This is a genomic window from Salmonella sp. SSDFZ54 (assembly GCF_004010735.1).
Classification (GTDB): Bacteria; Pseudomonadota; Gammaproteobacteria; order Enterobacterales; family Enterobacteriaceae; genus Salmonella; species Salmonella enterica.
Genome location: NZ_CP034819.1, coordinates 3,245,132 through 3,271,221 on the forward strand (window position 1 = coordinate 3,245,132; position 26,090 = coordinate 3,271,221).

The following is a 26,090-nucleotide window of genomic DNA, read 5'->3' on the forward strand; positions in this document are numbered from 1 at the left end:
ATCGATTTTACAGATACAGGGGCCAGACTAACGCGTTACGCCACGTTGCTTTTGCCGCCAGGAAGAGATCGTGAATGTTTACCGGTTGAAAAAGGAGCGTTGATAGCGTATTTTATTGTTATGTTATAACATAATTGAGAGAATGCAATGAAACCTGATATTCATCCTTTATACCGCACCGTCGTATTTCACGACACCAGCGCAAATGAATATGTGAAAGTGGGATCAACTATCAAAACTGAACGTGAAATCGAACTGGACGGCGTGACATATCCGTATGTCACTATTGATGTGTCATCAAAATCGCATCCTTTTTATACCGGTAGACAGAAAACGTTTGATAGCGAAAGTAGCGCCGCACGCTTCCAGAAACGTTTTGGTCATTTTATCGGCGCTAAACGGGGGTAAATAAAATGCAGGTGTTAAACTCACTTCGCAATGCAAAACAACGGCATCCGGATTGCCAGATAGTCAAACGCAAAGGACGCTTATACGTGATTTGTAAAACAAATCCGCGTTTTAAGGCGGTTCAGGGGCGTAAAAAAAGACGTTAAAAAACCAACGGTTCAGGGAAAGCAGTGCGTACCAGGGAGGGTGCGCACTTTTTTATTACCGACTGGCTTCTGCGCGGGCCAGCGTAAAAATATCGTAGAAGGAAAGTTCGCCCTTACGGGCAACCATTTTTTGCAGCTGGACTTTATGTTCATTATCCACCTGTGGAGACTGAAGAATCGTCTCAATGAGCGTGGGGGGAACAAAGCGGGTGTTGTACCATTCGCCGTTGTAACAGACCCGGAGGTCCAGCACATCGATGTCGTTATAGTGATAACGCGGGGCGATGTCGAAAAAGAAGAAGCCATTAAATGCGATAAATAACACCACTAACAGCCACACTGACCCCACCAGCGTTTCTGATTGCAGCATGACCGCCAGCGTCGCAAACCAGGCTGCATACATCGCGATAAATAACCCAGGATGCTTGCGGATAAAACTGATACTAAAACGCGGCCTGTTATCGCGTTTTTCACGGACGTTTAAGTCATCAATAGTTTCGCTAAGCAGGCGCTGTATCTCTGTCATCTTTTGCCTTCATGATTTCTGCGACATAGGGGTAGTAACAGCCCATTTTAAAGGGAGGTGTAACGTGAAAAAAGTAACAGATTAACCACGAATTAGCATAACAGTTATCATTTGAACTACAATTTTTTAATGATTCGCGCCGGATTTCCGCCTACCACGACGTCTGGCGGTACGTTTTTTGTCACCACAGCGCCTGAAGCGACGACGACGTTATCGCCGATGGTTACGCCAGGATTAACGACGGCTCGTCCGCCTATCCAGACGTTATTTCCGATAGTGACGGGTTTACCTAATTCTCTGCCGCTGTTGCGTTCGACGGCGTCCAGCGGGTGCGTGGCGGTATAGATATGTACCCCTGGCGCGAGCATACAATTATCGCCAATATGAATTGGGCAAACATCAAGCATGACGCAGTCGAAGTTAGCGTAAAAGGAGTGACCAAGAAAAATATTATAGCCGTAGTCGCAACGGAAGGAAGGTTCAATATAGGCGTCTTCGCATCGACCCAACAGGTCGCGTAAAATCGCCTGACGCTTATTTATTTCATCAGGCGTAGTATAATTGTATTGATGGATGAGTTGACGCGCCCGCAGTCGATCCTGGCATAAAGTTTCATCGGTCGGGCAATACAGTGCCCCAGCGATCATTTTTTGTTTTTCGTCACTCATCGCGCGCTCCCCTTGGTGGATATTATCGCAATAGAAGCAATAATAAAGTATTAGAGGGAACGTTCCCTGCTATTGGTATGTGATCTATATCACTGTTCTATAATAGCCCGTTGTGTTACTAGCCAGAACGAGGAGGCAGATAACACCTGCGTGTTCTCTAAAAAGTAATGTAGCGTGATTAACGAATGAATTTCCATACTGAAGAGGGGATCTTGTCGTAGAGTTTGTTCATCGTCAATTCTGCAAGACGGTGATCCGCAGCTGAGTAAAATACAGCCAGCTCATTGTCGGACAATTCATATTTATTTTTCTCAATGACGCGCTCCAGAGTGTCAATTGTCTGACAGCGCCGTAAACGCATCAAATAATCAGTTTTAGTTAATGGTTTATCAGACATAAATTCTACCTATGATTGTAATAATTTTTAACAAGACAAACTAACAGGATTAGCCCTGGTGGCGTTGACGAAACAACGGAACAGGCGGTTGCCCGATTTACGCCATTTTTGCAAATCCTGCGTATTAATACCATAGCTGCTGAACAACATAAAGGTGTCGTCCAGGTATTCATCTATCTGCGCAATCAATTTATTGTCTTCATTGTACTTAATTTTATAATTAAGCGCGAAAGTTGCAATATGCTCTATCAGCTCATTGAGCTGCAGGTTGACTGCTGAGGTCGGGTCATTAACCCAGCCATGGTTGCTTTCTTCAAGGTTTGCAAGACAGTCATGATACAGGGTTTCGCAAAGAAATTTAAGCTGTGCTATATCATGTCTTTTGGGTGAGTATTCGTCCATAATGCATCCCCTTTTTAGTGGCTTAAACTAACCGAACACCTTCGGGATGGATACAACTAACTAACCTGGTACTTCCCACGTCACCTTATGATTTAACTATAATCTACTCTAAAAAACTTTTCATCGTCATATTACGAAAAATTACAATTGCGTGAAAGCCGCGTGTTGCCATACTTTTTCGAATTTTAACAGTGATCGTCGGTCGCCTAAAAAGGAACCAGTTTTATTGTTTGTGTAATCATTGGGTTAACGTTTTTTAGCTTTTCAGGCTAAAACAATAGACTCTGACAGGAGAAAATAGCCAGGAATATTCTTAATATTTCTTAATTAATGGCTGAATTAAGAAATGGCCAACTTTCCTAAGAAAAGCCTTTAACGCAGTAAGGATTATACCTTTTATTAATATGGCAAAAAATAATCAATCTAACAATAAGCGTATTTTATGATTTTTGTGTAAAAAAGGCCGCTTGCGCGGCCTTATCAACAGTGAGCAAATCAGCGATGTTCTGTCGAATGACTATGCTCAATATCTTCGCTTTTACGGCTAAAGCGGCGGCGTACCACCACGAAGAAGACCGGTACGAAGAAAATAGCCAGTACGGTTGCCGTTACCATCCCGCCCAGTACGCCAGTACCTACCGCATTCTGCGCGCCGGAACCCGCGCCGGAACTGATAACCAGCGGCATAACCCCCAGCATGAACGCTAACGAGGTCATCAGAATCGGGCGCAAACGCATCCGGACGGCCTCCAGCGTCGCTTCTACCAGACCTTTCCCTTCTTTATCCATTAAGTCTTTGGCGAATTCGACGATAAGTATCGCGTTCTTCGCCGACAACCCAATGGTTGTGAGCAGGCCCACCTGGAAGTAAACGTCGTTAGTCAGTCCGCGGAAGGTCGCAGCCAGCAGCGCGCCGATAACCCCAAGCGGAACAACCAGCATTACGGAGAACGGGATAGACCAGCTCTCATACAATGCCGCCAGACACAGGAAGACGACGATCAGCGAGATAGCATACAGGGCAGGGGCCTGGTTGCCGGACAACCGCTCCTGGTAGGACATCCCGGTCCAGTCATACCCAATGCCTGACGGCAGCTTGCTGGCCAGTTCTTCCATCATCGCCATCGCTTCACCAGTACTCTTGCCTGGCGCTGCCTGACCCAGAATTTCCATCGAAGGCAGACCGTTATAGCGTTCCAGACGTGGCGAACCATATTCCCAGCGGGAAGAGGAGAATGCGGAGAACGGCACCATCTGACCATCGCTACCACGAACGTACCAGTCGTTAATATCATCCGGCAACATGCGGTATTTCGCTTCGGACATCACGTAAACTTTCTTCACACGACCGCGATCGATAAAGTCGTTTACATAGCTGCCGCCCCATGCTGCGCCCAGCGTGGTATTAATGTCGCTAATAGACACGCCCAGCGCCTGAGCTTTTTCCTGGTCGATATCGATTTTAAACTGCGGCGTATCTTCCAGACCGTTAGGTCGAACGCCGACCAGCAGATCAGGATATTTCGCCACCTCGCCGAACAACTGATTACGTGCCTGGGTGAGTTTTTCATGACCAAGTCCCGCCTGGTCAATCAACTCGAAGTCAAACCCGGTTGCGGTGCCCAGTTCAACAATCGCCGGCAGGTTAAAGGCGAAGACCATCGCATCTTTAATTTGTGAAAACGCTGCGGTTGCCCGCTGGGTAATCGCTTCAACCTTGTTTTTTTCGCCTGGACGATCGGCCCAGTCTTTCAACGACACGAATGCAATACCGGTATTCTGACCGCGCCCTGCAAAACCGAAGCCGTTGACGGCGAATACCGATTCAACGTTGGCTTTCTCTTTGTTCAGATAGTAATCCGTGACCTCATCCAGCACTTTTTGCGTGCGCTCTTGCGTCGCGCCGGCGGGGAGTTGGACCATTGTCAGGAATACGCCCTGGTCTTCATCCGGCAAGAAAGAGCTTGGCAGACGAACGAACAGATAAGCCATACCGACGACGATAATGAGATAGAGCAGCAGATAACGCCCGGTGCTGCGCAGAATATTGCCTACGCTATCGGTGTAGTGATGCGTGCTCTTATCAAACAGGCGGTTAAACCAGCCGAAAAAGCCTTTTTTCCCTTCGCCATGATCGCCTTTGGCGACGGGTTTGAGCATCGTCGCGCACAGCGCGGGCGTCAGGATCAGCGCGACCAGCACCGACAGCGCCATCGCCGATACGATGGTGATAGAGAACTGACGATAAATTGCCCCGGTTGAGCCGCCAAAGAAGGCCATCGGAATAAATACCGCCGACAGTACCATCGCGATACCCACCAATGCGCCCTGAATCTGGCCCATGGATTTGCGCGTCGCTTCCTTCGGCGGAAGGCCTTCTTCCGTCATAACACGTTCGACGTTCTCGACCACCACGATGGCGTCATCCACCAGCAAGCCGATGGCGAGCACCATCCCGAACATCGTCAGCGTGTTTATCGAGAAACCGAATGCCGCAAGCACGGCAAAGGTTCCCAACAACACCACCGGAACCGCAATAGTCGGAATCAACGTCGCGCGGAAGTTCTGCAGGAACAGGTACATCACCAGGAACACGAGGATAATCGCTTCGACCAGCGTTTTTACCACTTCATGAATAGAAATCTTCACGAACGGCGTGGTGTCATACGGGTAGACGATTTTCATCCCTGGCGGGAAGAACGGTTCCATTTTTTTCAGTTCGGCGCGAATAGCGGTAGCGGTATCCAGCGCGTTGGCGCCGGTAGCCAGTTTGATGCCAAGACCTGACGCTGGCTGACCGTTAAATTTCGCGATGACGTCGTAGTTCTCGCCGCCAAGCTCAATTTTCGCTACATCCCGCAGACGAACCTGGGAGCCATCCTGATTCACCTTCAGCAGGATTTTGCCAAACTCATCCGTTGAGGTCAGACGCGTTTGGGCAATAATCGATGCGTTAAGCTGCTGGCCTTTTACCGGCGGCGTACCACCGAGCTGACCTGCCGCGACCTGGGCGTTCTGCGCTTTGATCGCGTTAATCACGTCGACCGGCGTCAGTTGGTATTTGGTCAGCTCTGTCGGATTCATCCAGATACGCATCGCATACTGCGAACCAAACAGCTGGACGTCGCCCACCCCAGAGGTACGGCTGATCGGATCTTTCATATTGGCGGCAACGTAATCCGAAATATCCTCCTGGGTCATGGTGCCGTCGGTGTTAATGACGCCCACTACCATCAGGAAGCTACTTGAGGACTTCTCAACGCTCACGCCCTGTTGCTGTACTTCCTGGGGAAGTAACGGCATTGCCAGTTGCAACTTGTTCTGAACCTGAACCTGCGCGATATCCGCATCGGTGCCGGATTCAAAGGTCAGCGTGATCTGCACGGTCCCCGTGGAGTCACTGTTGGAGGACATATACATCAGGTTATCGATACCGTTCATATTCTGTTCGATAACCTGCGTGACGGTATCCTGTACCGTTTTCGCATCAGCGCCAGGGTAGGTTGCGGAGATCGTCACTGCTGGTGGCGCAATCGTCGGATATTGCGCTACCGGCAATTTGAGGATCGCGAGCCCCCCTGCCAACATGATGATGATGGCGATCACCCACGCAAATATAGGGCGATCGATAAAGAAATTAGGCATGTCTTAACGGCTCCTGTTTAAGTTAAGACCTGGGCTGAGCAGGTTGATCACCGCTTGCGGCTTGCTGTTTGTTATCCGCGGTAATTTCCTGCACTTTAACCTGTGCGCCAGGACGTACTTTTTGCAGCCCGCTGACGACTACGCGGTCGCCCGCTTTCAATCCGTCAGTCACCAGCCACTTATCGCCGATCGCCTGGCTTGCGACGATTTGGCGGGTTTCCACTTTGTTATCAGCGCCAACCACCAGCACCGTGGCATCGCCGCGTGGAGTACGGGTAACGCCCTGTTGTGGAACCAGTAATGCCGTCGGTTTTGTCCCTTCCTGCAGACGTGCGCGAACGAACATTCCTGGCAATAAGGTGTGATCCGGGTTAGGGAAGATGGCGCGCAAAGTAATAGACCCGGTGCTTTGGTCAACGGTCACGTCGGAGAATTCAAGCGTACCGGATTGCGGGAATTTGATACCGTCGCTGGTCACCAGATCGACCTTCGCTTTGCCGTTTTCCTGCTTCAGCGAACCATTTGCCAGCTCCTGCTTCAGGCGCAGGAAATCATTGCTGGACTGGGTCACATCGACATAAATAGGGTCCAACTGCTGCACTGTCGCCAGCGCCGACGCCTGACCGTTCTGTACCAGCGCGCCTTCCGTTACGGATGACTTACCAATACGACCGCTAATCGGTGAGGTGACTTTGGTATACGCCAGGTTGATACGTGCGGTTTCAACGGCGGCTTTTGCTGCGACAACGGCGGCAGTCGCTTGTTGCGCGTCAGCCAGCGCCTGATCGTATTCCTGCTTACTGATGTACTGCGTACCCAGCAGCTTTTGATAACGCTTCACCGTCAGTTCAGCGATATTCGCGGCGGCCTGCGCTTTTGCCAAATCGCCCTTAGCGCTGTCGTAAGTCGCCTGGTAGGTCGCAGGATCAATCTGATAGAGAGAGACTCCCGCTTCGATATCACTTCCCTCAACGAAATTACGCTTCAGGATAATGCCGCTTACCTGTGGGCGAACTTCGGCGATACGGTAAGCAACGGTACGACCCGGAAGTTCAGTTGTGATTTGCAGTGGTTCCGTTTTTAGTGTGACAACTCCAACTTCTGGCATCTGCTGGCCGCCTTGCTGGTCCTGTTTGTCGTCACATCCTGTTAGCGCTAAGCTGCCTGAGAGCATCAGAACGACCGCCAGAGGCGTTAACCCTCTGTTTTTGTTCATATGTAAACCTCGAGTGTCCGATTTCAAATTGGTCAATGGTCAAAGGTCCTTAAACCCATTGCTGCGTTTATATTATCGTCGTGCTATGGTACATACATCCATAAATGTATGTAAATCTAACGCCTGTAAATTCACCGACATATGGCACGAAAAACCAAACAACAAGCGCTGGAGACACGACAACACATCCTGGATGTGGCCCTGCGTTTGTTCTCGCAGCAAGGCGTATCAGCAACCTCGCTGGCGGAGATTGCGAACGCTGCTGGCGTGACGCGCGGCGCAATCTATTGGCATTTCAAAAATAAGTCGGATTTATTCAGTGAGATCTGGGAGCTATCAGAATCCAATATTGGTGAGCTTGAGATTGAGTATCAGGCAAAATTCCCCGACGATCCACTATCTGTATTAAGAGAAATTTTAGTTCATATTCTTGAAGCTACTGTAACAGAAGAACGACGCCGCTTATTGATGGAGATTATATTCCATAAATGTGAGTTTGTCGGAGAAATGGTTGTGGTTCAACAGGCGCAACGTAGCCTTTGTCTGGAAAGTTACGATCGGATTGAACAAACGTTAAAACATTGTATTAATGCTAAAATGCTGCCTGAAAATCTGCTGACCCGTCGTGCGGCGATACTGATGCGCAGCTTTATTTCAGGGCTCATGGAAAACTGGTTATTTGCTCCGCAATCGTTTGATTTAAAAAAAGAAGCTCGCGCCTACGTCACGATCCTGCTGGAGATGTATCAATTGTGTCCGACGCTGCGCGCGTCGACGGTCAACGGCTCCCCCTGATAATATTCCAAGAAAACTCCTGGACATTTTCTGTGTCGCTATTCTGTTTGTTACAGGCGTGATATTCTTGCGACTCAATTATTTCCGGTCTGCTTGCCGGTTCAGACACTTCATTCTCATGACTATGTTGCAGCTTTATAAACGTTCACAGCATTTTGTTTTTATTACAATTAGCGTCCTTATTATCCTGCTGTCCTGTCAGTCTCTGGCATTTGCCCGGGGGCAAACGAATGGCGACCTGCCGTCAAAAGCGGATGTGCAAAACCAGCTGGATACGCTGAATAAGCAAAAAGATCTCTCCGCCCAGGATAAGCTCGTCCAGCAGGACCTTATTGATACGTTAGCTACGCTGGATAAAATCGAGCGGGTGAAAGAGGAGACCGTACAGCTACGGCAGAAGGTGGCGCAGGCGCCTGAAAAAATGCGTCAGGCGACGGCTGCGTTGAATGCGCTGAGCGACGTCGATAATGATGATGAAATGCGAAAAACGCTGAGTGCGCTTTCGTTACGTCAGCTTGAGCTGCGCGTGGCGCAGGTACTGGATGATTTGCAAAATTCGCAAAACGATCTTGCCGCTTATAACAGCCAGCTTGTTTCGCTACAGACCCAGCCTGAGCGCGTGCAAAACGCCATGTATACCGCCTCACAGCAAATACAGCAAATCCGTAACCGTCTGGACGGCAATAACGTCGGCGAAGCCGCGCTTCGCCCCAGCCAACAGGTGTTATTACAGGCACAACAGGCGCTGCTTAATGCGCAGATCGACCAGCAACGTAAGAGTCTTGAAGGAAATACCGTTTTGCAGGACACCCTGCAAAAACAGCGGGATTACGTGACGGCCAACAGTAATCGCCTTGAACATCAGCTTCAACTTTTACAGGAGGCGGTCAACAGTAAACGACTTACGCTAACGGAAAAAACGGCCCAGGAGGCCATTTCGCCGGACGAAACGGCGCGTATCCAGGCGAACCCGCTGGTAAAACAGGAACTGGATATTAACCATCAACTCAGCCAGCGTCTGATTGTCGCGACCGAAAACGGCAATATGTTGATGCAGCAAAACATTAAAGTAAAAAACTGGCTCGATCGCGCGCTGCAGTCGGAAAGAAATATCAAAGAACAGATTGCCGTCTTAAAAGGCAGTCTGTTGCTGTCGCGTATTCTTTATCAACAGCAGCAAACTCTGCCCTCCGCCGACGAACTCGAAGATATGACCAACCGCATTGCGGATTTGCGTCTGGAGCAGTTTGAAATCAACCAGCAGCGTGATGCCTTATTCCAAAGCGATGCCTTTGTCGACAAGCTGGAGGAGGGGCATACCAGCGAGGTGAATGATGAAGTTCATGATGCGTTGCTTCAGGTGGTGGAGATGCGCCGTGAGCTATTGGATCAGCTAAATAAACAGTTGGGTAACCAGCTGATGATGGCGATTAACCTGCAAGTTAACCAGCAGCAGTTGATGAGCGTATCGAAAAATCTGAAAGCCATTCTGACGCAGCAGATTTTTTGGGTGAACAGTAACCGCCCTATGGACTGGGACTGGCTTAAAGCGTTCCCCCAAACGTTAAAAGAGCAATTCAGCGCCATGAAAATCACGGTGAACTGGCAAAAAGCCTGGCCCGCGGTATTTATTGCTTTTTTGGCCGGGTTGCCGCTCTTGCTCATCGCCGGTTTAATCCGCTGGCGTCTGAAATGGTTAAAAGCGTATCAACAGAAGCTGGCCGCCGCCGTGGGATCGTTGCGTAACGATAGTCAACTCAATACGCCAAAAGCTATTCTGATCGATCTGATCCGCGCGCTGCCGGTGTGTCTGATTATCCTCGCGCTTGGACTGATCCTGCTGACCATGCAGCTAAATATCAGCGATCTGCTCTGGGCCTTTAGTAAAAAGCTCGCGATGTTCTGGCTGGTCTTTGGGCTGTGCTGGAAGGTGCTGGAAAAAGAGGGCGTGGCGATACGCCATTTTGGTATGCCAGCGCAGTTGACCAGCCACTGGCGTCGCCAGATTGTACGCATTAGCCTCGCATTGCTGCCGCTGCACTTTTGGTCTGTGGTGGCGGAGTTGTCGCCGCTGAATCTGATGGATGACGTGCTGGGGCAGGCGGTTATTTTCCTCAATCTGCTGGTCATAACATTGCTGGTGTGGCCACTGTGCCGGGAAAGCTGGCGCGATAAAGAATCTCACGGCATTCGACTGGTGACCGTGACGATTCTTTCCATCATTCCGGTGGCGTTAATGGTATTAACGGCGACCGGCTATTTCTATACCACCCTGCGCCTGGCGGGACGCTGGATTGAAACCGTCTATCTGGTCATTATCTGGAACCTGCTTTATCAAACGGTGCTGCGCGGGTTAAGCGTAGCGGCGCGCCGGATTGCCTGGCGACGCGCGCTGGCTCGTCGTCAGAACCTGGTAAAAGAGGGGGCGGAAGGCGCGGAGCCACAGGAAGAACCCACCATCGCGTTGGAGCAGATTAACCAGCAAACATTACGTATCACGATGCTGCTAATGCTTGCCCTGTTCGGCGTTATGTTCTGGGCGATTTGGTCCGATTTGATCACCGTATTCAGCTATCTTGATAGTATCACGCTGTGGCACTACAACGGCTCCGAAGCTGGTGCTGCGGTGGTGAAAAGCGTGACGATGGGCAGCTTGCTATTCGCCATTATTGCCGCGATGGTGGCCTGGGCGCTTATCCGCAACTTACCCGGCCTGTTGGAAGTGCTGGTGCTTTCACGTCTGAATATGCGCCAGGGGGCTTCGTATGCGATCACCACGATCCTTAACTACGTCATTATCGCTGTTGGCGCGATGACAGTATTCGGATCGCTCGGCGTCTCGTGGGATAAACTCCAGTGGCTGGCGGCGGCGTTGTCGGTGGGTCTCGGTTTTGGGCTACAGGAGATCTTCGGTAACTTTGTCTCGGGTTTAATCATCCTCTTCGAACGTCCGGTACGCATTGGCGATACGGTAACGATCGGCACCTACTCCGGCACGGTCAGTAAGATTCGTATTCGCGCCACCACTATTACCGATTTTGATCGTAAAGAAGTGATCATTCCGAACAAAGCGTTCGTGACGGAGCGGCTGATTAACTGGTCCCTCTCCGATACCACGACACGTCTGGTGATCCGGCTTGGTGTGGCCTATGGCTCGGATCTGGAGAAAGTGAAAAGAGTCCTGCTACAGGCGGCGATGGAGCATCCGAAGGTGATGCACGATCCGGAACCTGCCGTATTCTTCACCACCTTTGGCGCCAGCACTCTGGATCATGAACTGCGTCTGTATGTGCGTGAATTGCGTGATCGTAGCCATACGGTGGATGAACTGAACCGCGCGATCGATCGACTGTGCCGTGAAAATGATATCAATATCGCCTTTAACCAGCTTGAGGTGCATCTGCATAACGCGAAGGGCGACGAAGTCACTGAAGTGAAGCGCGATCTCAACGGCGGCGATCTGGCGCCTACGGCAAGCTAAAAGGCGGTGGGCCGCGCGCTTTATGAGTGCGCGCGGCGCCGCTAATGCGACAGCGTAGAAAGCTCTTCCGGCGTAATGCCGGTGACGCTGGCAATGAGCCCGGGTTCCAGCCCGTTGGCAAGCATTTTGCGGGCAATAGCGCGCGCTTCGGCCTCACGGCCTTGTGCTAACCCTTGCTCAAGGCCCTTTTGCAACCCTTCCGTTCGGCCTTTTTCTTCCAGCCATTCCGCTATTGTCATCAGTTGTTCCTTATACTGCGGCGCGCCCTGCGCCAGTTGACGAATCAGCGCTCCGGGTTCTGCGGCGTTTCCTGCTTTCAACATATAGTTGATCAGCACACTGAGCTGCGCGTCCGTCAAATAATCCTGCGTTAAAAGCGTGATAAGGGGGTCGAGCAGTTCGCTTAAATCGCGTTGACGAATATGTTTTTGCAGGAGCTCTAACATCGCTATCCGCCGATGCTGCAAAAGCTGATTATCCGGCATTGTCGTCAGGTCGACCAGCGCAAATTCGCGGCTGTATAAGGCCTTCGCCATATCCGGTTTCACAAACATATTATGCCAGTTAAGGCTATAGGGCCACGGGCTTTCCGGACCGTGATAAAAGAGGATTGGCACCACCAGCGGCAAGGTATCATGACCGGCATCCAGATGACGCTGCATGGCGGCAATGGCGTACCGCATCAGGCGAAAAGCCATCAGCCGGTCTGATTTGCTCTGATGTTCAATGAGCGCGTAAACATATCCGGGGCCGTGTTGGGTATGCAGAGAGTAGAGAATATCTGAATAGCGGCTGCGTAAATTGTCTTCAACAAAACTCCCCGACTCCAGCTTCAGTGAATCCAGATCGCAGATTGCAAGAAAGTCTTCTGGCATGTGGAGAGCCAGAAAGTCGCGGGCGACCTCTTTTTGCATCAGCATCTGTCGAAATACCGCATCGTGCGGCGTGGTGGGTAGACGTTCCATGACCCATCCCTTGTTGCCTGACTGTAGTGACCACTCTGTCAGCGACAACGAGGACAAACCAGGGGGCAATTACTCTGTTTGCGAGTCGTCTTCCGTACTTTTTAACTTGTTTTCATAATCACGCATAACTATTTCCAGCGCGCGTAGCACCGTTCGTGCCGGTAAGCGATTCTCTTCAAGCAGCACAATTAAATCCACGGCCAGTTTGACTTCATCAGGGGCATTTTCAAGCGACATACTTTCTCCAGGGTTAACGGGTTAAACGCGCCAGTACGTTTTCTATTTTCTCCAGCGCATGTCGGCAGCGCGCCAGCCGTCCTTCATAGATCTCGACTTCCTTTTGCAGCGTTTGTTGTTCGACAAGGCCGGTCGCCTGCGCCAGACGAATTTTGCGCTCCTGTGTCATCGCCAGTAGTCGACGTTCAAACTCCTGATGCTGTATTCGTCTGCGCTGCCAACGGCCAAGTCCTGGCGCGGCGGTGTCCCACTGGCGCAGCGACCAGGCGGCGGTTTCACGCGATATCGCCTCCAGTTGCGAAGCCAGATGTTCTGCCAGCCAGGCGACTTGCGGCAGTTGCTCATGTTTTACCGCCTGACGCAACGCGGCGAGATTGGCGTCAGCCTCTTCCAGATATCCCTGCAACAGAGTACTGCGGGTACGGAAAAGATGTCGGTCAAAGCGCGCGCTTAACGTCGCATGTTGCGCCAGCGGCGCGCAGCGTTGGCGTAGCGTCGCCAGCCTCTCTTCCAGCGTCTGTAACAGCATAGCGGTTTTCAATTCAACACCCCGATGAAAATAAGACAGGCTGTGCTACAGTAGCCTTCTGTTTGATAACGATTCGCATTATGCAACGTACTATTTTAATCATCATTGGCTGGCTGGCGGTAGTATTAGGGACACTGGGCGTGGTTTTGCCCCTGTTGCCGACTACGCCGTTCATTTTACTGGCGGCCTGGTGTTTCGCCCGCTCGTCGCCGCGTTTCCATGCCTGGTTGTTATACCGCTCATGGTTTGGCGGTTATCTGCGCCACTGGCAGCGCTATCGGGCCATGCCGCCGGGAGCGAAACCGCGAGCGATCGCGTTGATATTGCTGACCTTTGGTATTTCGCTGTGGCTGGTGAATATGATGTGGGTGCGGGTGCTGCTGTTGGTTATTTTGGCCTGTCTGCTGATTTTTATGTGGCGGATACCGGTGATTGATGAAAAGCAACAAAAGCGCTGAAGCACACGAATCGCTGTTGCAATTGTCGTTCACAGCCAGTAAATTCGACCGTTTTCGAGCACAGGCGCAGGCGGTCAAAGAGTAACCGAGCGTTACCCCTGACCGAAAAGTATTGCGCCGTGAGTAACACCGTACTTAGCAGGCATATATCCATGACCGCGACTGCACAGCAGCTTGAGTTTCTCAAAAACAGCATCAAAAGCATTCAGGATTACCCGAAACCGGGCATTCTTTTCCGTGATGTCACCAGCTTACTGGAAGACCCGAAAGCCTACGCGCTCAGTATTGAACTGTTGGTTGAGCGTTATAAAAATGCGGGTATCACCAAAGTGGTCGGCACCGAAGCGCGTGGCTTCCTGTTTGGCGCGCCGGTTGCGCTTGGGCTGGGCGTTGGTTTTGTTCCGGTACGTAAACCGCGCAAATTACCGCGTGAAACTATTGCCGAGACCTATGAATTAGAGTACGGCACCGATCAGCTGGAAATCCATGTCGACGCGATTAAACCTGGCGACAACGTGCTGGTCGTGGACGATCTGCTGGCGACTGGCGGCACCATTGAGGCGACCGTGAAGCTGATCCGTCGTCTGGGCGGGAAAGTCACCGATGCGGCGTTCATCATCAATTTGTTCGATCTGGGCGGCGAGCAGCGTCTGGAAAAGCAGGGGATTACCTGTTACAGCCTGGTGCCGTTTCCAGGGCATTGATTCAGGCTATCCACACTGCTATTTTAGCCAGAGAGACAACCTCGCTGTATCGGCGAGGTTGTGTTAGCATTACCCTTCTATGAATCCACCTTCCAGCGTTTCAGAGCCTGCCAATGAGTTATCAGGTCTTAGCCAGAAAATGGCGCCCACAAACCTTTGCTGACGTCGTCGGCCAGGAACATGTGCTGACCGCACTGGCGAACGGCTTGTCGTTAGGGCGCATTCATCACGCATATCTTTTTTCCGGCACGCGCGGCGTCGGTAAAACCTCTATCGCCCGACTGCTGGCGAAGGGGCTGAACTGCGAAACCGGTATTACCGCGACGCCGTGCGGCGTTTGCGATAACTGTCGGGAAATTGAGCAGGGGCGTTTTGTCGATCTCATTGAGATTGACGCCGCATCGCGTACCAAAGTCGAAGACACCCGCGACCTGCTGGATAACGTCCAGTACGCGCCTGCGCGCGGTCGCTTTAAAGTCTATCTGATCGATGAAGTCCACATGCTGTCGCGCCACAGCTTTAATGCGCTACTTAAAACGCTTGAAGAGCCGCCAGCGCATGTGAAATTTTTACTGGCGACCACCGATCCGCAGAAGCTGCCGGTGACCATTTTGTCGCGCTGCCTACAGTTTCATCTTAAAGCGCTGGATGTTGAACAGATTCGCCATCAGCTTGAGCATATTCTCAATGAGGAACATATCGCTCACGAACCCCGCGCGTTGCAGTTGTTATCACGGGCGGCTGACGGCAGCCTGCGCGATGCATTAAGTCTGACTGACCAGGCGATCGCCAGCGGCGACGGGCAGGTTTCGACGCAGGCGGTAAGCGCCATGCTCGGTACGCTGGACGACGACCAGGCTTTGTCATTAGTCGAGGCAGTGGTTGACGCTAACGGCGAACGCGTCATGTCGCTTATCAACGAGGCGGCGGCGCGCGGTATTGAATGGGAAGCGCTGCTGGTCGAAATGCTTAGCCTGCTGCACCGTATTGCGATGGTGCAACTTTCGCCTGCCGCGTTAGGCAGCGATATGGCGGCTATCGAGCAACGGATGCGCGAACTTGCCCGGACGGTGCCTCCCGGCGATCTTCAGCTCTATTATCAGACGTTGTTGATTGGTCGCAAAGAATTGCCCTGGGCGCCGGACCGGCGGATGGGCGTTGAAATGACGTTACTGCGTGCGCTGGCGTTTCACCCGCGTATGCCCTTGCCGGAGCCTGAAACGCCGCGGCAGTCTTTTGCGCCCGTGGCCCCAACGGCGGTAATGACGCCGCCGCAGGTGCAGCAGCCGTCGGCGCCCGCGCCGCAGACATCGCCAGCGCCGCTGCCGGCGTCTACCAGTCAGGTGCTGGCGGCGCGCAATCAGCTACAGCGCGCGCAGGGAGTAACCAAAACAAAAAAGAGTGAACCGGCAGCCGCATCCCGCGCGCGGCCGGTGAATAACTCTGCGCTGGAGCGGCTGGCCTCGGTTTCGGAGCGCGTACAGGCGCGCCCGGCGCCGTCTGCGCTGGAAACGGCACCAGTAAAGAAAGAGGCTTATCGCTGGAAGGCCACCACGCCGGTAGTACAAACCAAAGAAGTGGTGGCTACGCCAAAAGCGCTTAAGAAAGCTCTGGAGCATGAAAAAACGCCGGAGCTGGCGGCTAAACTGGCGGCGGAAGCGATTGAGCGCGATCCGTGGGCGGCGCAGGTAAGCCAGCTTTCTTTGCCTAAGCTGGTGGAGCAGGTGGCGCTCAATGCCTGGAAGGAGCAGAACGGCAACGCGGTTTGTCTGCATCTGCGCTCGACGCAGCGGCACCTCAATTCCAGCGGCGCGCAGCAAAAGCTGGCGCAAGCGCTCAGCGATCTGACGGGAACGACGGTTGAACTGACCATCGTTGAAGATGATAATCCCGCGGTGCGTACGCCGCTGGAATGGCGTCAGGCCATTTATGAAGAGAAACTCGCGCAAGCGCGTGAGTCAATTATTGCGGATAATAACATTCAGACGCTGCGTCGATTCTTCGACGCCGAGCTGGATGAAGAGAGTATCCGCCCCATTTGATCGTAAGCCCGGCTTGCGATTGTGAACCATCAAGAGAGAGAGCTTATGTTTGGAAAAGGCGGTCTGGGCAATCTGATGAAGCAGGCCCAGCAGATGCAGGAAAAAATGCAGAAAATGCAGGAAGAGATTGCGCAGCTGGAAGTGACCGGCGAATCCGGCGCGGGTCTGGTGAAGGTTACCATCAACGGCGCGCATAACTGCCGCCGCGTGGAAATTGACCCAAGCCTGCTGGAAGATGACAAAGAGATGCTGGAAGATCTGGTCGCTGCGGCCTTCAACGATGCGGCGCGCCGCATTGAAGAGACGCAAAAAGAGAAGATGGCTTCCGTCTCTTCCGGTATGCAACTGCCGCCAGGCTTTAAGATGCCATTCTGATGCAAACCAGTCCGCTGTTAACTCAGCTTATGGAAGCGTTGCGCTGCCTTCCGGGCGTCGGCCCTAAGTCGGCGCAGCGGATGGCGTTTACCCTGTTGCAGCGCGATCGCAGCGGCGGAATGCGCCTGGCGCAGGCGCTGACCCGGGCGATGTCGGAAATCGGCCACTGCGCCGACTGCCGCACCTTTACCGAGCAGGATGTTTGTAATATCTGTTCGAACCCGCGGCGTCAGGAAAACGGCCAGATTTGCGTGGTGGAGAGTCCTGCGGATATCTACGCCATTGAGCAGACCGGGCAATTTTCCGGGCGGTATTTCGTGCTGATGGGCCACCTGTCGCCGCTGGACGGCATCGGGCCGGATGATATCGGTCTCGATCGTCTGGAACAGCGGCTGGCGTCAGAAAAAATCAGCGAGCTGATCCTCGCGACCAACCCGACGGTTGAAGGGGAGGCTACCGCGAACTATATTGCCGAGCTGTGCGCGGAGGCCGGCGTCGAAGCCAGTCGTATCGCCCACGGTGTGCCGGTTGGCGGCGAACTGGAGATGGTCGACGGTACGACGCTGTCCCACTCGCTGGCGGGACGCCATAAGATTATTTTCTGAACAAACGGAGGCGGCATTCGCGGCCTCCGCTTGAAATCACACCCGCTTGTCCCCATCTCACCCTCAACGTATTTTTACCATTAAAAATGGCATTGTTGAGGTCTATCCACATGAAAGGACAAGAAACGCGTGGTTTTCAGTCAGAAGTTAAACAACTTCTGCACCTGATGATCCATTCTCTTTATTCCAATAAAGAAATCTTCCTGCGTGAACTCATCTCTAACGCCTCAGATGCGGCGGACAAGCTGCGTTTCCGCGCTCTGTCAAACCCGGACCTGTATGAAGGAGATGGCGAGCTGCGTGTGCGCGTCTCTTTCGATAAAGATAAGCGTACGTTGACCATTGCCGATAACGGCGTGGGGATGAATCGTGATGAGGTGATTGACCACTTAGGCACCATTGCCAAGTCCGGCACCAAATCTTTCCTCGAATCAATGGGGTCCGATCAGGCGAAAGATAGCCAGCTCATTGGTCAGTTTGGCGTAGGCTTCTACTCCGCGTTTATTGTGGCCGATAAAGTGACCGTACGTACTCGTGCGGCAGGCGACAAGCCGGAAAATGGCGTGTTCTGGGAATCGGCAGGCGAAGGCGAATACACCGTTGCCGATATCACCAAAAATGACCGTGGTACGGAAATCACCTTACACCTGCGTGAAGGCGAAGATGAATTCCTCGATGACTGGCGCGTACGCTCAATTATCAGTAAATATTCCGATCACATCGCATTGCCGGTAGAGATTGAAAAACGGGAAGAAAAAGACGGCGAAACCGTGATTTCCTGGGAGAAAATCAACAAGGCTCAGGCGTTGTGGACCCGCAACAAGTCGGAAATTAAAGACGACGAGTACAACGAGTTTTACAAGCACATCGCGCATGATTTCACCGATCCGCTGACCTGGAGCCACAACCGCGTGGAAGGTAAGCAGGAGTACACCAGCCTGCTGTATATCCCATCGCAGGCGCCGTGGGATCTGTGGAACCGCGATCACAAACATGGTCTGAAGCTGTACGTACAGCGCGTGTTCATTATGGACGATGCCGAGCAGTTCATGCCGAACTATCTGCGTTTCGTGCGCGGCCTGATTGATTCTAATGACCTGCCGTTGAACGTCTCCCGTGAAATCCTGCAGGACAGCACGGTAACGCGTAATCTGCGTAGCGCTCTGACCAAACGCGTTCTGCAAATGTTGGAAAAACTGGCGAAAGACGACGCGGAAAAATACCAAACCTTCTGGAAACAGTTCGGTCTGGTGCTGAAAGAAGGCCCGGCGGAAGATCACGCCAACCAGGAAGCGATCGCTAAACTGTTGCGCTTTGCCTCCACCCATACCGACTCTTCCGCCCAGACCGTGTCGCTGGAAGATTACGTCTCCCGGATGAAAGAAGGGCAGGAAAAAATCTACTACATCACCGCAGACAGCTATGCGGCGGCGAAAAACAGCCCGCACCTGGAGCTGCTGCGTAAGAAAGGCATCGAAGTGCTGCTGCTCTCCGATCGCATCGACGAGTGGATGATGAACTACCTGACCGAGTTTGACGGTAAAGCATTCCAGTCGGTCGCTAAAGCCGATGAGTCCATCGAAAAACTGGCGGATGAAGTCGACGAAAACGCGAAAGAAGCGGAAAAGGCGCTTGAGCCGTTCGTGGAGCGTGTCAAAACCCTGCTGGGCGATCGCGTGAAAGAGGTGCGTCTGACGCACCGTTTAACCGACACGCCGGCGATTGTCACCACCGATGCGGATGAAATGAGCACCCAGATGGCGAAACTGTTCGCCGCGGCCGGTCAGTCCGTGCCGGAAGTGAAATACATCTTTGAGCTCAACCCGGATCATGTGCTGGTCAAACGCACTGCCGATACCGAGGATGAAGCGCAGTTTAAAGAGTGGGTCGAGCTGCTGCTGGATCAGGCGCTGTTCGCTGAACGCGGTACGCTGGAAGATCCGAACCAGTTTATCCGTCGTATGAACCAGTTGCTGGTGTCCTGATAACGCTCATCTGATTGCCGGATAGCGACGCGAAGCATCTTATCCGGCCTACGGACGGGTACTGTTTTGTGACTGCCGGATGGCGACGCGAAGCGTCTTATCCGGCCTACGGGCGAGTACTGTTTTGTGACTGCCGGATAGCGACGCGAAGCATCTTATCCGGCCTACGGGCGAGTACTGTTTGTAGGCCGGATAAGCGCCAGCGCCATCCGGCATTTTTTATAATACCTTCTCTTTTCTGGATTTCTCTTCGTTAACCGTTTCAGCATCAGGCGGCTTCCTTGAGCGAAATGCGTGATGGTGGTATCGTTTAGCGCTTTTTAAAAAATATCGACAACCTTTGAGGGGATTTTCGTAATGCGTATTATTCTGCTTGGCGCTCCGGGCGCGGGTAAAGGAACTCAGGCTCAGTTCATCATGGAGAAATATGGTATTCCGCAAATCTCCACTGGCGATATGCTGCGCGCCGCAGTGAAATCAGGCTCCGAGTTGGGCAAACAGGCGAAAGATATCATGGACGCCGGTAAACTGGTGACCGATGAACTGGTGATTGCGCTGGTTAAAGAGCGTATCGCCCAGGAAGACTGCCGTAACGGTTTTCTGCTGGACGGTTTCCCGCGCACGATCCCGCAGGCTGACGCGATGAAAGAAGCGGGTATTGTCGTGGATTACGTGCTGGAATTCGACGTACCGGACGAACTGATCGTTGACCGTATTGTGGGTCGCCGCGTACACGCCGCCTCTGGCCGCGTTTACCACGTAAAGTTTAATCCGCCGAAAGTGGAAGGCAAAGATGACGTCACCGGCGAAGATCTGACCACCCGTAAAGACGATCAGGAAGAGACCGTTCGCAAACGTCTGGTGGAATATCATCAGATGACCGCGCCGCTGATTGGCTACTACCAGAAAGAAGCGGAAGCGGGCAACACCAAATACGCTAAAGTTGACGGTACGCAGGCCGTTGCCGACGTGCGCGCAGCGCTGGAAAAAATCCTCGGTTAATTTTTTCGCGTAGTGAACCGCTTATCAGGCCTGCTGTTATCCCACAGGTCTGATAAGCGTAGCGCCATCAGGCAATCGGTGCCGGATGGCGGCCTGAACGCCTTATCCGGCCTACTGGTATCGTTAGCGCCATTCGGCAAATTCTCGTCTTACCTCTCGCAGCAATTAGTTCTTCTTTATCGCTTTTCCGCTACAATTATCAACAATTTGAATAGATAAGAGGCGGCAATGCGTCAGACGAAAACCGGTATCCTGCTGGCTAACCTTGGCACGCCAGATGCCCCAACTCCTGAAGCGGTAAAGCGCTACCTGAAACAATTTTTAAGCGACAGACGCGTGGTGGATACTCCTCGTCTGCTGTGGTGGCCGCTGCTGCGTGGCGTTATTTTACCGCTGCGTTCGCCGCGCGTCGCGAAACTCTATCAATCTATCTGGATGGATGGCGGTTCGCCGCTCATGGTATATAGCCGCGAACAGCAACAGGCGCTGGCCGCGCGGTTGCCAGACACGCCCGTCGCGCTGGGGATGAGCTACGGCTCGCCCTCGCTGGAAAGCGCTGTCGATGAACTGTTAGCAAGCGACGTCGACCATATCGTCGTGCTGCCGTTGTACCCGCAATACTCTTGCTCAACGGTGGGCGCAGTCTGGGACGAACTGGGGCGGATACTGGCGCGTAAACGTCGTATTCCCGGTATCTCATTTATTCGCGATTACGCGGATGACGGCGCTTATATCGATGCGCTGGCGAAAAGCGCGCGTGAGTCGTTCGCCATGCACGGCGAGCCGGATGTGCTTCTGCTCTCCTATCACGGCATTCCACAACGTTATGCGGATGAAGGCGATGACTATCCGCAGCGCTGCCGCGATACCACGCGCGAACTGGTTTCCGCATTGGGACTGCCGCCGGAAAAGGTAATGATGACGTTCCAGTCGCGCTTTGGCCGTGAACCGTGGCTGACGCCGTACACCGATGAAACGCTAAAAATGTTGGGTGAAAAGGGCACTGGCCATATTCAGGTCATGTGTCCGGGATTTGCCGCGGATTGTCTGGAGACGCTGGAAGAGATAGCGGAACAGAACCGCGAGATTTTCCTTGAAGCGGGCGGTAAAAAATATGCGTACATTCCGGCGCTGAACGCGACGCCGGAACATATTGATATGATGCTGAAACTCACAGCGCCGTACCGTTAACGCGGCGTCTTCATCCTCGCCATAAAGAATCGCGCGCCGTCCTGCAAGGCATCGTCGGCGATTGTCATCATTCGCGAATAGTGCAGAAAGGCGTGCAGCGTGCCGGGATACATTTTGTATTCGCAGGGCTGCTGGTGCGCCTGTAATGTCTGGTGCAGCAAGCGGCTGTCATCAATGAGCGGATCAAACTCCGCGCTGGCAATAAAGCAGGGCGGCACATCGCGCGTGAGATCGTTATTAAACAGACAATACCAGGGCGATTCCCGATCTTCATCGTTACGCAGATAGGCCTTTTCGTACATGTCCAGATCTTCACGCGTCAGGCCGTCCCACGCGCCGCCGAACAGACGGCGGCTTACCGAATCCTGCAACCCATACAGCCCATACCACAACAGAATCGCGATAACGTTACCGCAGCGAATGTGCTTATCACGTAGCCAGAGCGCGCTGGCAAGCGCCAGCATGGCGCCTGCGGAATCTCCGGCGAAACCGATTTTCTCCACGTTGAGCGAGTATTCATCGGCATGTTGAGAGAAGTAGCTGCATACCGCGACGGTTTCTTCAATGGCCTGCGGATAACGCGCTTGCGGCGACAGCGAATAATCAATACCGATCACGGTGCAGCCGGTATAACGCGCCAGCAGACGCATTATCCGGTCATGCGTATCCAGATTACCGAGGATAAATCCGCCGCCGTGCAGATAGTATAAGGTGGCCTGACTGGTCGGCTGCGGCGAGTAGAGCCGGGTTGTTACATCGCCATAAGGCGTAGGGACGGCGCAGGTGCGGGTGGTCATGGACGGCGCGTCGGCATTCCAGAAACGGCGCTCAAGAAGATAATACTGACGCTGGGTCTCAATATCGCCATCGGCAGGCCAGGGGGGAAGGCCTGGTTGCTGGAAGTTTACGACGGCTGTCATTTCGTCAGACAGTCGGGTGAGTACGGGAATTTTATTTTCCGGCTTCATAAAACGCTCCTTGTGAAAGTGAACCATTGTAAAAAACGCGGCTGGAGAAACTGCGATCTCGTCGTCCGATATTGAAACGCCATCGTCCGTCGCGCGCAGCGGGGGGAATGTGCTACCATGCAGCGCTCCGTTATTCATCCGTAAGCACAATCATGAAATTTCCCGGTAAACGTAAATCCAAACACTATTTTCCCGTCAATGCGCGTGATCCGTTGTTGCAACAAATTCAGCCAGAACAGGAAACCAACGCCTCCTGGGTCGTCGGTATCGACCAGACGTTGGTGGATATTGAGGCGAAAGTGGATGACGATTTTATTACACGCTATGGATTAAGCGCCGGGCATTCTCTGGTGATAGAAGACGAGGTGGCGGAGAAGCTGTATCAGGAACTGACGCGGGAAAATCTGATCACCCATCAGTTTGCTGGCGGCACCATAGGCAATACGATGCACAATTACTCGGTACTGGCGGATGACCGTTCGGTGTTACTGGGCGTGATGTGCAGCAACATTGAGATTGGCAGCTACGCTTATCGCTACCTGTGTAATACTTCCAGCCGTACTGACCTGAATTATTTGCAAGCGGTAGATGGCCCGATTGGCCGCTGTTTCACGCTAATTGGCGAATCCGGCGAGCGTACCTTCGCTATCAGCCCCGGCCATATGAATCAGCTACGGGCGGAAAGTATTCCGGAAGCGGTGATCGCTGGCGCTTCCGCGCTGGTGTTGACCTCATATCTGGTGCGCTGTAAGCCTGGCGAACCGATGCCTGACGCGACGATGAAAGCGATCGAATACGCGAAAAAGCATAACGTGCCGGTTGTCATGACGCTGGGCACCAAATTTGTGATCGCCGATAATCCGCAGTGGTGGCAGGCGTTTCTCAAAGAGAATGTCTCGATTCTGGCAATGAATGAAGAAGAAGCGGAAGCGCTGACCGGCGAAAACGACCCGCTGCTGGCGGCGGATAAGGCGCTGGACTGGGTCGACCTGGTGTTATGCACCGCCGGACCGATAGGGTTATATATGGCAGGCTTCACCGAAGAGGAAGCAAAACGTAAAACCCAGCATCCGCTGCTGCCGGGGGCTATTGCTGAATTTAACCAGTATGAATTTAGCCGGGCAATGCGCCATAAAGATTGTATTAATCCGCTGCGCGTTTATTCGCATATTGCGCCCTATATGGGCGGGCCGGAAAAAATCATGAACACCAACGGCGCGGGCGATGGCGCGCTGGCGGCGCTGCTGCACGATATTACGGCGAACAGTTACCATCGTAGCAACGTACCGAACTCCAGTAAGCACAAATTCACCTGGCTGACCTATTCGTCGCTGGCGCAGGTGTGTAAATATGCTAACCGTGTCAGTTATCAGGTACTGAACCAGCATTCTCCGCGTCTGACACGCGGGCTGCCGGAGCGTGAGGACAGCCTGGAAGAGTCGTACTGGGATCGCTAATCTGGCTTGCCCGATAGCGCTGCGCGCATCGGGCCGTCCGGCAAACCCTTAACTGGCGACGACTTCACCTGCGGGCGGCGTTTCAAGCAGTTCCAGCATCGCCCGGGCAATTTCTCGCTCGCCCATCACTACCTGATTGGCTCCCCGCTCGGTAATATATTTCACTTCATCATCATAGTGCGCGCGGGCGATTATCTCGATATCAGGACTTTTTTCCCGCGCTGAGGCGACAATCTCGCCGGCTTCGTAACCGTTGGGGATGGTCAATAATAGCCAGCGAGCGCAGTCCAGATGCGCCAGATTCATGATTTCTTCGTTAGCGGCGTTGCCCAGCACGGCGCGAATCCCGCGTTCGCGCAGCTCATCCACGCGGGTACGGGACGTTTCGATAACCACCAGCGGAATCCCCGCCGCCAGTAATTTTTCTCCCAGCAGACTGCCTACGCGGCCAAAACCCACCAGCAGGGCATGATTACAGATATCCACCGGAATTTGCTTCTCTTCTTCGATAGCCTCTTCCAGAGTTTGCTCTTCCAGCGTTTCGGTTTTCGCCAGATACTTCTCCAGCAGGGTAAACAGTACGGGATTAAGCATAATCGACAAAATAGCGCCTGCCAGCACCAGGTTCTGTCCCGCTTGCGGCAGCAGGTTGAGCGCCATGCCGAGTCCGGCGAGAATAAAGGCGAACTCGCCGATTTGCGCCAGGCTGGCGGCAATGGTCAGCGCGGTTCGCGGCGAGTGGCCGAACATACGCACCAGGAAAAACGCAGCGATCGATTTGCCAAAGACGATAATGGCAAGCGTCGCCAGCACCGCCAGCGGCTGTTGGATCAAGACTAACGGATCGAACAACATGCCGACGGAAACAAAAAACAGGACGGCAAAGGCGTCGCGCAGCGGCAACGTATCGTGCGCCGCCCGGTGACTCAGTTCCGACTCATTAAGCACCATTCCAGCGAAGAACGCGCCCAGCGCAAAAGAGACGTCAAACAGTTCTACCGCGCCAAACGCAATGCCTAACGCCAGCGCCAGTACGGAAAGGGTAAATAATTCGCGCGAGCCGGTGGCGGCGCTGCGGGCCATAATCCACGGCACCAGGCGGCGTCCGACCAGCATCATGATGGCGATAAACGCCACCACTTTACCAATGGTTATCCCCATATCGACTGCCAGCGAGGCTATGCCGACATCGCCTTTTTCCACCATGCCGGCAACGGCGGGCAGCAAGACCAGCGTCAGCACCATCACCAGATCTTCGACAATCAGCCAGCCGATGGCGATTTGCCCGCGCTGGCTATCAAGGAGTTGTCGCTCCTCAAGCGCGCGCAGCAGGACGACGGTACTGGCGGTAGACAGACAGAGCCCAAAAACGATGCCGGTCATTAATGACCATCCTAGCACGGTGGAAAGCGCCATACCCAGCAGCGTCGCCACCGCTATCTGAGCGACAGCGCCGGGAATGGCGATAGACTTTACCGCCATCAAATCCTTCAGCGAAAAATGCAGCCCGACGCCGAACATCAATAGAATCACGCCGAGCTCCGCCAGCTCCGGCGCCAGTTTGGTATCCGCAACAAAACCCGGGGTAAAAGGTCCCGCCAGAACGCCCGCTAACAGATATCCCACCAGTGGAGAAATACGCAATTTGTTGGCAATCATGCCGAGAATAAAAGCGAGCACAAGGCCGCCGACAATGGTGGTGATAAGCGGGGTAGCGTGATGCATTCCGTCTCCTTTGGTTGCTGGACTCCAAAACTCCGGGTAATAGTTTATGACAATTTCAATCAGGATGTTTATAAAAAATGGTTGTGTTTTATAAAAAGATACAATCTGACGGTAAAAAGAGCACGGAACGGAAAAGTGATAAGTATGAGATGGACAAAGCAAG

24 protein-coding genes and 1 other annotated feature are annotated in these 26,090 nt (G+C 53.0%); of the genes, 13 read left to right on the forward strand and 11 right to left on the reverse strand.

Features of this window, described 5'->3' with window-relative positions:
• Nucleotides 1-147: 147 nt before the first annotated feature.
• A complete protein-coding gene (locus EOS97_RS16005) occupies nucleotides 148-408 on the forward strand; it encodes a type B 50S ribosomal protein L31 (RefSeq protein WP_000801411.1) in 261 nt (86 codons plus the stop codon).
• Between the two features lie 5 nt (nucleotides 409-413).
• Complete coding sequence (gene ykgO / locus EOS97_RS16010; RefSeq protein WP_001197749.1) at nucleotides 414-554, forward strand: type B 50S ribosomal protein L36; 141 nt, start codon at nucleotides 414-416, stop codon at nucleotides 552-554.
• A gap of 55 nt (nucleotides 555-609) precedes the next feature.
• On the opposite strand, the gene EOS97_RS16015 is transcribed toward ykgO, so the two are convergent.
• From EOS97_RS16015 to acrA, 6 genes are all read right to left on the reverse strand, one after another.
• Nucleotides 610-1,080 (reverse strand): YlaC family protein, encoded by a 471-nt coding sequence (locus EOS97_RS16015; RefSeq protein WP_000136183.1) that lies wholly within the window; start codon nucleotides 1,078-1,080, stop codon nucleotides 610-612.
• A 116-nt stretch (nucleotides 1,081-1,196) separates the two neighbouring features.
• A complete protein-coding gene (gene maa / locus EOS97_RS16020) occupies nucleotides 1,197-1,748 on the reverse strand; it encodes a maltose O-acetyltransferase (protein WP_001278793.1) in 552 nt (183 codons plus the stop codon).
• A gap of 178 nt (nucleotides 1,749-1,926) precedes the next feature.
• Nucleotides 1,927-2,145 carry an HHA domain-containing protein gene (locus tag EOS97_RS16025; protein ID WP_001280991.1) on the reverse strand — a complete coding sequence of 73 codons (219 nt, stop codon included), beginning with the start codon at nucleotides 2,143-2,145 and terminating at the stop codon, nucleotides 1,927-1,929.
• Between the two features lie 27 nt (nucleotides 2,146-2,172).
• Nucleotides 2,173-2,547 carry an Hha toxicity modulator TomB gene (tomB, locus tag EOS97_RS16030; RefSeq protein WP_000344807.1) on the reverse strand — a complete coding sequence of 125 codons (375 nt, stop codon included), beginning with the start codon at nucleotides 2,545-2,547 and terminating at the stop codon, nucleotides 2,173-2,175.
• 495 nt (nucleotides 2,548-3,042) lie between these two features.
• Nucleotides 3,043-6,192, reverse strand: a complete 3,150-nt coding sequence (gene acrB, locus EOS97_RS16035) for an efflux RND transporter permease AcrB (protein WP_001132508.1) — start codon at nucleotides 6,190-6,192, stop codon at nucleotides 3,043-3,045.
• 22 nt (nucleotides 6,193-6,214) lie between these two features.
• Nucleotides 6,215-7,408 carry a multidrug efflux RND transporter periplasmic adaptor subunit AcrA gene (gene acrA / locus EOS97_RS16040; protein ID WP_001039199.1) on the reverse strand — a complete coding sequence of 398 codons (1,194 nt, stop codon included), beginning with the start codon at nucleotides 7,406-7,408 and terminating at the stop codon, nucleotides 6,215-6,217.
• 141 nt (nucleotides 7,409-7,549) lie between these two features.
• Here acrA and acrR point away from each other — a divergent pair, with 141 nt between their 5' ends.
• Nucleotides 7,550-8,203, forward strand: a complete 654-nt coding sequence (gene acrR / locus EOS97_RS16045) for a multidrug efflux transporter transcriptional repressor AcrR (RefSeq protein WP_000101755.1) — start codon at nucleotides 7,550-7,552, stop codon at nucleotides 8,201-8,203.
• A gap of 118 nt (nucleotides 8,204-8,321) precedes the next feature.
• Nucleotides 8,322-11,684 carry a mechanosensitive channel MscK gene (gene mscK, locus EOS97_RS16050; RefSeq protein ID WP_000178234.1) on the forward strand — a complete coding sequence of 1,121 codons (3,363 nt, stop codon included), beginning with the start codon at nucleotides 8,322-8,324 and terminating at the stop codon, nucleotides 11,682-11,684.
• Nucleotides 11,685-11,725: 41 nt separating this feature from the next.
• Here mscK and EOS97_RS16055 read toward each other — a convergent pair whose 3' ends face one another.
• The 3 genes from EOS97_RS16055 to priC all read right to left on the reverse strand — a co-directional run bounded on the left by EOS97_RS16055 (nucleotide 11,726) and on the right by priC (nucleotide 13,427).
• On the reverse strand, nucleotides 11,726-12,649 hold the full coding sequence (locus EOS97_RS16055; RefSeq protein WP_000440528.1) for an Rpn family recombination-promoting nuclease/putative transposase: 924 nt from the start codon (nucleotides 12,647-12,649) through the stop codon (nucleotides 11,726-11,728).
• A gap of 69 nt (nucleotides 12,650-12,718) precedes the next feature.
• Complete coding sequence (gene rsmS / locus EOS97_RS16060; RefSeq protein WP_000051161.1) at nucleotides 12,719-12,886, reverse strand: pleiotropic regulatory protein RsmS; 168 nt, start codon at nucleotides 12,884-12,886, stop codon at nucleotides 12,719-12,721.
• Between the two features lie 13 nt (nucleotides 12,887-12,899).
• Nucleotides 12,900-13,427, reverse strand: coding sequence for a primosomal replication protein N'' (gene priC, locus EOS97_RS16065; protein ID WP_001519637.1), 528 nt, complete (start codon nucleotides 13,425-13,427; stop codon nucleotides 12,900-12,902).
• A gap of 68 nt (nucleotides 13,428-13,495) precedes the next feature.
• Here priC and EOS97_RS16070 point away from each other — a divergent pair, with 68 nt between their 5' ends.
• From EOS97_RS16070 to hemH, 8 genes are all read left to right on the forward strand, one after another.
• Nucleotides 13,496-13,873 carry a DUF454 family protein gene (locus tag EOS97_RS16070; protein WP_001189860.1) on the forward strand — a complete coding sequence of 126 codons (378 nt, stop codon included), beginning with the start codon at nucleotides 13,496-13,498 and terminating at the stop codon, nucleotides 13,871-13,873.
• A gap of 152 nt (nucleotides 13,874-14,025) precedes the next feature.
• Complete coding sequence (gene apt / locus EOS97_RS16075) at nucleotides 14,026-14,577, forward strand: adenine phosphoribosyltransferase (protein WP_000127350.1); 552 nt, start codon at nucleotides 14,026-14,028, stop codon at nucleotides 14,575-14,577.
• A gap of 113 nt (nucleotides 14,578-14,690) precedes the next feature.
• A complete protein-coding gene (dnaX, locus tag EOS97_RS16080; protein ID WP_000121967.1) occupies nucleotides 14,691-16,619 on the forward strand; it encodes a DNA polymerase III subunit gamma/tau in 1,929 nt (642 codons plus the stop codon).
• Nucleotides 15,952-16,016 (forward strand) — a sequence feature (DnaX frameshifting element). (Overlaps the previous gene by 65 nt.)
• 45 nt (nucleotides 16,620-16,664) lie before the next feature.
• Complete coding sequence (locus EOS97_RS16085) at nucleotides 16,665-16,994, forward strand: YbaB/EbfC family nucleoid-associated protein (RefSeq protein ID WP_000467098.1); 330 nt, start codon at nucleotides 16,665-16,667, stop codon at nucleotides 16,992-16,994.
• The gene (gene recR / locus EOS97_RS16090) at nucleotides 16,994-17,599 is read left to right on the forward strand and encodes a recombination mediator RecR (RefSeq protein WP_001195023.1); all 606 of its coding nucleotides are present in this window, start codon (nucleotides 16,994-16,996) and stop codon (nucleotides 17,597-17,599) included. Before EOS97_RS16085 ends, recR begins: the two co-directional genes overlap by 1 nt.
• Before the next feature lie 110 nt (nucleotides 17,600-17,709).
• On the forward strand, nucleotides 17,710-19,584 hold the full coding sequence (gene htpG / locus EOS97_RS16095) for a molecular chaperone HtpG (RefSeq protein ID WP_001523272.1): 1,875 nt from the start codon (nucleotides 17,710-17,712) through the stop codon (nucleotides 19,582-19,584).
• A gap of 357 nt (nucleotides 19,585-19,941) precedes the next feature.
• Nucleotides 19,942-20,586, forward strand: a complete 645-nt coding sequence (adk, locus tag EOS97_RS16100) for an adenylate kinase (protein WP_001220237.1) — start codon at nucleotides 19,942-19,944, stop codon at nucleotides 20,584-20,586.
• A 228-nt stretch (nucleotides 20,587-20,814) separates the two neighbouring features.
• Nucleotides 20,815-21,777, forward strand: coding sequence for a ferrochelatase (hemH, locus tag EOS97_RS16110; protein WP_001250074.1), 963 nt, complete (start codon nucleotides 20,815-20,817; stop codon nucleotides 21,775-21,777).
• On the opposite strand, the gene aes is transcribed toward hemH, so the two are convergent.
• On the reverse strand, nucleotides 21,774-22,745 hold the full coding sequence (aes, locus tag EOS97_RS16115; RefSeq protein ID WP_000801786.1) for an acetyl esterase: 972 nt from the start codon (nucleotides 22,743-22,745) through the stop codon (nucleotides 21,774-21,776). The two genes, hemH and aes, sit on opposite strands and share 4 nt — an antisense overlap.
• Before the next feature lie 152 nt (nucleotides 22,746-22,897).
• Between aes and gsk the strand changes: the two genes are divergently transcribed.
• Nucleotides 22,898-24,202 (forward strand): inosine/guanosine kinase, encoded by a 1,305-nt coding sequence (gene gsk, locus EOS97_RS16120; RefSeq protein ID WP_000671592.1) that lies wholly within the window; start codon nucleotides 22,898-22,900, stop codon nucleotides 24,200-24,202.
• A 48-nt stretch (nucleotides 24,203-24,250) separates the two neighbouring features.
• Here the strand turns inward: gsk and ybaL are convergent, their stop codons facing one another.
• Nucleotides 24,251-25,927 carry a YbaL family putative K(+) efflux transporter gene (gene ybaL, locus EOS97_RS16125; RefSeq protein WP_000546215.1) on the reverse strand — a complete coding sequence of 559 codons (1,677 nt, stop codon included), beginning with the start codon at nucleotides 25,925-25,927 and terminating at the stop codon, nucleotides 24,251-24,253.
• Between the last annotated feature and the right edge of the window lie 163 nt (nucleotides 25,928-26,090).